Origin of the sequence: Exiguobacterium sp. A1_3_1, from assembly GCF_048985645.1 — a bacterium.
GTDB lineage: Bacteria > Bacillota > Bacilli > Exiguobacteriales > Exiguobacteriaceae > Exiguobacterium_A > Exiguobacterium_A indicum.
The window spans coordinates 22,481-29,338 of record NZ_WBYY01000019.1 but is presented as its reverse complement, the minus strand read 5'-3'; the positions used below and the strand labels follow the sequence as shown (position 1 = coordinate 29,338).

General features: G+C 47.3%; 9 protein-coding genes. All 9 read left to right on the top strand.

Going from position 1 to position 6,858, the window contains the following annotated elements; all coding sequences use genetic code 11:
- Positions 1-335: hypothetical protein (locus F8N00_RS03645; RefSeq protein WP_421017791.1), on the top strand; the 335-nt coding region annotated here is incomplete at its 5' end.
- Positions 322-615, top strand: a complete 294-nt coding sequence (locus F8N00_RS03640; protein WP_023468908.1) for a DUF1292 domain-containing protein — start codon at positions 322-324, stop codon at positions 613-615. The genes F8N00_RS03645 and F8N00_RS03640, both read left to right, overlap by 14 nt.
- A 78-nt stretch (positions 616-693) precedes the next feature.
- Positions 694-1,842 (top strand): endolytic transglycosylase MltG, encoded by a 1,149-nt coding sequence (mltG, locus tag F8N00_RS03635; protein WP_055968690.1) that lies wholly within the window; start codon positions 694-696, stop codon positions 1,840-1,842.
- Between the two features lie 71 nt (positions 1,843-1,913).
- Positions 1,914-2,552 carry an O-methyltransferase gene (locus F8N00_RS03630; RefSeq protein WP_023468906.1) on the top strand — a complete coding sequence of 213 codons (639 nt, stop codon included), beginning with the start codon at positions 1,914-1,916 and terminating at the stop codon, positions 2,550-2,552.
- Positions 2,553-2,568: 16 nt separating this feature from the next.
- Positions 2,569-3,216, top strand: a complete 648-nt coding sequence (gene udk / locus F8N00_RS03625; RefSeq protein ID WP_023468905.1) for a uridine kinase — start codon at positions 2,569-2,571, stop codon at positions 3,214-3,216.
- Positions 3,217-3,272: 56 nt separating this feature from the next.
- Positions 3,273-3,746 carry a transcription elongation factor GreA gene (gene greA, locus F8N00_RS03620; RefSeq protein WP_029342224.1) on the top strand — a complete coding sequence of 158 codons (474 nt, stop codon included), beginning with the start codon at positions 3,273-3,275 and terminating at the stop codon, positions 3,744-3,746.
- A 52-nt stretch (positions 3,747-3,798) separates the two neighbouring features.
- Positions 3,799-4,497 (top strand): 5'-methylthioadenosine/S-adenosylhomocysteine nucleosidase, encoded by a 699-nt coding sequence (gene mtnN / locus F8N00_RS03615; RefSeq protein WP_023468903.1) that lies wholly within the window; start codon positions 3,799-3,801, stop codon positions 4,495-4,497.
- Between the two features lie 106 nt (positions 4,498-4,603).
- Positions 4,604-5,548, top strand: coding sequence for a beta-ketoacyl-ACP synthase III (locus F8N00_RS03610; protein ID WP_023468902.1), 945 nt, complete (start codon positions 4,604-4,606; stop codon positions 5,546-5,548).
- 1 nt (position 5,549) lies between these two features.
- Complete coding sequence (gene fabF / locus F8N00_RS03605; RefSeq protein ID WP_023468901.1) at positions 5,550-6,788, top strand: beta-ketoacyl-ACP synthase II; 1,239 nt, start codon at positions 5,550-5,552, stop codon at positions 6,786-6,788.
- Positions 6,789-6,858: the final 70 nt, after the last annotated feature.

Here is a 6,858-nt window from a genome sequence, read left to right as displayed (position 1 = left end):
CTGCAATCGTACTTGGATCGGACGAACCGATGAAGGGGGAGAAACCGATGGCTGAAGAAAAACGTCAGTATCTCTTTCCAGATGAAGAGGGCGGCGAACATCTTTTCGAAGAATGGTACCGTTACTCGAGTGAACGTACAGGAAAAACCTATCTGTTTCTTGAAATGATCGGTAACCCTGACGAAGGAGCAGATGATCTGATCATCTGTGAGATCGATGAATATGGAGAAGGCGAAGATGATTTTGAATTAAGCCTGATCGATGAAAATGATGAGCAAACTTGGGATGAACTCGAGCTTGCGTTAAAGGAGCGGATCACTGATGCAACAGAATGAACCAACACGTTACGTAATTCCGGACGGCGAAGGAAATGATTTCGAATTCGTAGAACGTCTGCGTTACGAAAGCCCACGTTCGAGTAAGACATACATCTTCCTTGAGCCAATCGGAGCAGACTATGACGAAGCAGAAGAAGTCGATATCTTCGTTTACGAACTTGACGAATACGGTGATGGAGACAACGACTTCAACCTCGTACCGATCGATGAAGATGATACAGCGACTTGGGATGAAATCGAAGAAGTCTTTAACACGCTCGAAGATCAGTTAGACTAACCCGACTCATGACAGGTGACGTCGTAAGAGACTTTCTCTTACGATGTCACCTTGTTTTAAGAGAAGAAGGAGGAACCGATGGAGAACGAATGGAAGCAAAATGCCGAAATCGAAAAAAGGCGACGCCGGACATCACGGCGGATTACGCTAATCATCCTTTCTGTATTGTTGACGATTTTTCTAGTTGCCAGTGCGGTCGTCTATGTCTTTTTGAAAAATGCGCTTGAACCAGTCGATGAAGCAGCGACGAAATCCGTCAAAGTCGAAGTTCCTTTAGGAGCAGGGACGAGTACGATTGCTTCCTTACTAAAGGAAAAAGACTTGATTGCGAACGAGACGATTTTCCGTTATTACGTCCGTTATAAGAATGAATCGTCATTCCAGGCGGGTACGTATACACTGTCACAAGCCATGTCCCCGGATGAAATCATCAATGAATTAAAGACGGGAACGGTCATGAAGGCAGCGGATGTGAAAATCACGTTACCTGAAGGCATCACGATGGATCGTCAAATCGCTTTGATCGCGAAAGCAACGAACTTCAAGGAAGAGACGGTCCGTAAAGAATTGACGGATGCGACATTCATCGACAGCATGATTGAAAAATATCCGATGTTGACGGATGAAGTGAAAAAAGATGGTGTCCTGTATGCACTTGAAGGGTACCTCTTCCCAGCAACGTATGAGTTTGATAAAGGAAAAAGCATTGATCAAATCGTCGAGACGATGCTCGATGAAACAGAAAAAGTCTACGATGAGAATGCGGATGCCATTCAAAAGTCTGGCATGACCTTCCATGAAGTACTCAGTCTCGGTTCCATGGTCGAGCGTGAAGCGGCGACAGCAGATGATCGTCGTGAAATCGCTGGTGTCTTTAAAAATCGATTGGATGACGGTATGAAGTTACAGTCGGATCCAACGGTTTGGTATGGCACAGGTGAAAATACGGCTTTAACGACGCTGAAGGATCTCGAGAACAATTCGAAGTACAATACGTACAAGTACGAAGGGATTCCGATTGGTCCGATTTCAACGGTCAGTAAGGATTCGGTACTTGCCGTGTTAAATCCGAATAAAACGAAATATGTCTATTTCTTCGCCCGTCCACCAAGTGATAAACATCCACGAGGACAGATTCTATACGAAGAGACATATGAAGAACATCAACGAAACGTCGTTAAGTATAAGCCGGAATGGGTGGAATACGAAGCGAGTAAAGAGCAATGAGCAACGGGTTGGGTTGAAGCGGGAAGTTCGCTTCAAGTCAACCTGTTTATGCGGAAGAGGGAGTGAATGGCGTGAATGATTTCACGACCTATGTCGAATCAATGATTCATCCTCGAGATGCTCTGTTAGAAGAAATGGAGCGTTATGCGGAAGAACATCATATACCAATCATCGAACTGACAGGTTCCGAAGTCTTGTTATCGCTATTGCGATTACAACAACCGAAGCGCATTTTAGAAGTCGGAACCGCAATCGGATATAGTGCGATTCGGATGGCCCGTGCGCTACCGGATGCGCGCATTACGACGATTGAACGAAATGCAAAGCGGTATGAAGAAGCAAAAACCTTCATCGCCCGGTCAGATGTGGCGGACCGGATTGACATCATTTTTGGTGATGCAGTAGAATTAGCCGAAACGCTTGAAGACCAGTTCGATGCGGTCTTCATTGATGCAGCTAAAGGACAGTATAAAAAATTCTTTGCAGGATATGGGCGACTCATTCCTGAGGGCGGCGTGCTCTATACGGATAATCTCTTCTTACACGGAGATGTCCTCGAGTCTGATCCGAAGACATTCGATCGAAGAAGACGTCGACTCGTGCGTCTCGTCAAGGAATTCACGGTCTGGATGATGGAACAAGAACAATACGATACGACGATTTTTCCGCTCGGTGACGGTGTATCCGTCAGTCGGAAAAAGTCGAAATGATGGAGGAACGAATGACATGCAAAAACCGGTAGTAATTGGCGTAGCGGGCGGAACGGGTTCAGGGAAGACGACGGTGGCACGTTCACTCGTCGATGCGTTCCCAAGTGAATCAATCGTCATGATTGAGCAGGACGCGTATTATAAAGATCAAAGTGATTTATCAATGGAGGAGCGGTATCAGACAAACTATGATCACCCGTTCGCTTTTGATAATGGTCTGTTGATTGAGCACATTCAGTCGCTCCGTGAAAACATTGCCGTTGAAAAACCGGTATATGACTATGTCGCCCACACGCGGGCACAAGAAACGATTCGTCTCGAACCACGCGATGTCATCATCGTAGAAGGAATTTTAGCGCTTGAAGACGAACGGTTACGGGAACTAATGGATATCAAGGTGTTCGTCGATACGGATGCGGACGTTCGCATTTTGCGTCGGATGCAACGTGATATCAACGAACGTGGACGTTCGATCGACTCAGTCGTTGAGCAGTACACGAACGTCGTTCGTCCGATGCATCTGCAGTTCTGTGAACCAACAAAACGGTATGCGGACATCATCGTACCGGAAGGCGGCGAGAATCATGTCGCGATCGATTTACTCGTGACGAAGATTCGAGCGATTCTTGATTATCGTTCAGCACTCGATCAAAGAGGATATTGATTCCAAAAAAGATGTGAATATACTATACTAGTGGAATAAAAAGGAGCGTGACAAAAATGGCAGAAAAGCAATACTACATGACGCTTGAAGGTAAAGCGAACATTGAAAATGAATTGAATGAATTGAAGTCAGTCCGCCGGAAAGAAGTCGTCGAGAACATCAAGATCGCCCGTTCGTTCGGTGACCTTTCAGAGAACGCTGAGTACGATTCAGCAAAAGAAGAGCAAGCGATGGTCGAAGGCCGGATCGCTCAACTTGAAGAGATGCTTCGTAATGTTGCCATCATCTCAGAAGAAGAGAAGGATATCTCGGTCGTCGGTATCGGAACGACGGTCACTTTCTTAAGTGTCGAAGATAACGAAGAAGATACGTATACGATCGTCGGTAGTGCCGAAGCAGATCCGTTCACGGGTAAAATCTCGAACGAATCACCAATCGCGAAAAGTTTAATGGGGCACCAAGTCGGAGATCAAGTCTCTGTACCAGCACCAGGCGGCGAATACGCAGTAAAAATTACATCGATCAAATAAAGAACACAGGAGCCGGAGCAATCCGGCTTTCTGTTTGATGGAGGAATGAATTATGCCAATCGCAATCATCGGCGCAATGGAAGAGGAAGTCAACTTATTGCGTAATGAGTTATCAGAACGTAAAGATACAGTCATCGCAAACTATCATTTTTATGAAGGGCTTTTAAATAGCGTTCCTGTCGTCATCTTGAAGTCAGGAATCGGGAAAGTGAACGCTGCGATCGGGACGACATTATTGCTAGACCACTACAAACCAAGTGCTGTCATCAATACAGGCTCAGCAGGCGGATTCAAGGAAGGGTTAACGGTCGGGGATGTCGTCGTCTCAACAGAAGTGCGACATCATGACGTCGACGTGACGGCATTTGGATACGAATATGGACAGGTACCTGGAATGCCAGCTGCCTATCAAGCAGATCCGAAGCTTGTTGCGACAGCAGAAGCCGTCATCGAGCGGATGGATGCAATTCGCGTCGTTCATGGATTGATTGCGACAGGTGATTCGTTCATCCACGATTCAGAGCGCTCTGCTCAAATCAAGGCGCACTTCCCAGAAGTCGCAGCCGTCGAGATGGAAGCAGCACCAATCGCACAAGTCTGTCATCAGTTCGGTGTTCCGTTCGTCGTAACGCGTTCGATTTCAGATAGCGCCAATGAAGAAGCGTCACTCTCGTTTGATGAGTTCCTCGAGATTGCGTCAATCAATTCCGCTAAAATGGTCATGGAAGTCGTACGGACGTTAGCAGAATGAGGTATGGGGAAGGGCACGGGAGACCATGCTCTTCCTTTTTTCTTTGACAAAAGCATATTAACGCTTTATATTAGTACCAGATACTAATAACAAAAGGGGATGCCTTATGAAGATCGGGATTGTAGGATTAGGAACGTCTTTGCCGTCACGCCGCGTGACGAACGATGAATTAGCAACGACGCTCGATACGAGCGATGAATGGATTCGGACACGGACAGGAATCGGGGCACGACGGATTGCAGCCGATGATGTGGATGTCACTGACTTAGCGACAGAAGCTGCTCAGAAAGCGCTTGATGATGCTGGATTGACAGTAGAGGACATCGGGTTGATCGTCGTCGGAACGGCAACAGGACGAGCATTTCCGTCTACTGCCTGTATCGTTCAAGAGCGTCTTGGAGCACGCGGAGCGACTGCATTCGATATTAGTGCGGCATGTAGTGGTTTCATCTTTGCATTACAAACAGCTGCTAGCATGTTAGCAACAGTCGAAGGAAAACATGCGCTCGTCATCGGTGCTGAAAAAATGTCGAGTATCGTCGACTGGTCAGACCGGTCAACTGCCATCTTATTTGGAGACGGTGCAGGGGCAGTCGTCATCGGATCAACTGAGCAAGAGGGTCTTAATGCCTTTGAGCTTGGAACAGATGGACGCGGAGCACATTTGTTATTTAAGGACATCGATGGACCAATCGAGATGAATGGTCGTGAAGTCTTTAAATTCGCTGTTCGCAAATTACCGGAAATCGTTGAAAAAGTCATTCAAAAAGCGGATAGCACACTCGAAGACATTGATATCTTGATTCCGCATCAGGCAAACCTACGAATTATCGATGCAGCGTGCGAACGACTGCATATACCGCAAGAGAAAGTCATCGTCACCATCGATGAGCATGCGAATACATCGGCTGCTTCAATCCCACTCGCGCTCGAAGAAGCACGTCAACAAGGACGCTTGACACCTGGTACGAAGCTCGTACTTGCTGGATTCGGTGCCGGATTGACTTGGGGAGCAGCATACATTACTTGGACTAAAGGAGAGAACACATAAGATGATGAGAAAACGCGTTGTAGTCACAGGAATCGGAGCACTGACACCAATCGGGAACGATGCTAATACATTCTGGGAAGCATTAAAAGAAGGAACGAACGGGATTCGACCGATGGAGCGTCTCGATATCGATGAATATCCAACAAAGGTCACTGGCGAATTGCAGAACTTCGACGTGACAGAATTCATCGAGGCGAAAGAAGCACGCAAGATGGACCGCTTCGTTCATTACTCACTTGTCGCAAGCATGGAAGCTGTAAAAGATGCTGGAATTGATATCAAGTCGATTGCTGAACGTGCAGGTGTCTGGATTGGATCAGGGATTGGTGGCGTGGAGACAATCGAGAAACAAGCAAAAATTTACTTCGAGCGCGGACACCGTCGTGTCAGCCCGTTCTTCATTCCGATGATGATTCCGAACATGGCAAGCGGTCAGGTATCGATCTATACCGGAGCCAAGGGGCCGAATAACTGTTCTGTCACAGCATGTGCTTCAGGAACGAATGCGATCGGGGAAGCACTTCGTGTCATCGAACGGGGCGATGCAGATGTCATGATCGCTGGTGGAGCGGAAGCACCAATCACGAACTTAGCGTTTGCTGGTTTTTGTTCCAACAAAGCGATGTCAACGAATCACGATCCTGAGACAGCAAGCCGTCCGTTTGACGAAGGACGTGATGGATTCGTCATGGGAGAAGGAGCAGGCATCTTGATTCTTGAAGAGTACGAGCATGCGGTAGCGCGTGGCGCAAAAATCTATGCCGAAGTCAGTGGGTATGGATTAACAGCTGACGCCTACCACATCACAGCTCCAGATCCAGATGGAGACGGTGGAGCACGTGCGATGGCAATGGCAATCCAAGATGCAGGTATCGCACCAGGAGCAGTCGGATATATCAATGCACACGGAACGAGTACACCGATGAACGACATTCTTGAAACGAAAGCGATCCACAGTGTCTTCGGTGAACAGGCAAAACAACTCGTCGTCAATTCGACGAAATCGATGATTGGTCACTTGCTTGGTGGCGCAGGTGGGGTCGAGGCGATTGCGACGATTAAATCGCTACAAGAACAAACCGTTCACCCAACGATTCATCTCAAACAGCCAAGTGAAGGTTGTGATCTTGATTACGTTACGGAAGGTGCACGGAGCGTCGAATTGAATTACGCCCTGAGCAACTCGCTCGGGTTTGGTGGACACAACGCATCACTCGTCTTCAAACGTTACGAAGCTTAAGCTTAAGCGATTCCCTTGGAAAAACGAGGGGGTCGCTTTTTTGCTGATTTTCTGATTCAATAGAGAAATG